Here is a 634-nt window from a genome sequence, read left to right on the forward strand (position 1 = left end):
TTAGCAAGACTCATTATGGATGCATGGAGTAGTGCACTAGGAGAGTATGTTGATAATGCAGATAGGTTGGTTCAACTTGTTTATAAAGGTACACATTACTTAGACCAAAATAAATACGACTTCGAGAATAAATACCAGGCCCTCTTTACAAGGCTAAGTTATTTTGCCAACAACAGAACGAAGCATTATGGTGAAGGAAAACGTTGCTTTGGAACTAGTCAGGGATGATAGCTAATATTAATCTGCTCATCTGTTTAGTATTTCGAAACGTGATTGCTCTATAGATTGATTATAAGTGTAGAGATAACTGGAGAAGCATATGGTCTCTTAGGTTCAACTTGCCATTCGGGGTATGCTAAATAAGCACGCAGCATTCGGTGGTACGGTCATGCACTGTTGGTAGATTGGCCTCGATAACATCAGTAGTGTTAATGGTATCCGTTCTCAGGCCCCTACGTCTGTGTCAGTGTAAATGCCGTCTCACGTACTTAGTTATTCATGTATTATTTCTGAGTACGCTTCGTTGTGCTCTATAATGACATTGGGAGTCTGACAAAAAAATAGGAAGCTAGGCCTCCTATTTTTTCGATCTGCTGAAGATTACTATTTGGTTAGAGTTACACATGCCTTCCAT

General features: G+C 39.6%; 1 protein-coding gene. It reads left to right on the forward strand.

Going from position 1 to position 634, the window contains the following annotated elements; translation table 11 throughout:
• Positions 1-228: inovirus-type Gp2 protein (locus R7093_RS26165; RefSeq protein ID WP_318147143.1), on the forward strand; the 228-nt coding region annotated here is incomplete at its 5' end.
• Between the last annotated feature and the right edge of the window lie 406 nt (positions 229-634).

The sequence above is a fragment of the Vibrio sp. 1580 genome, assembly GCF_033340055.1.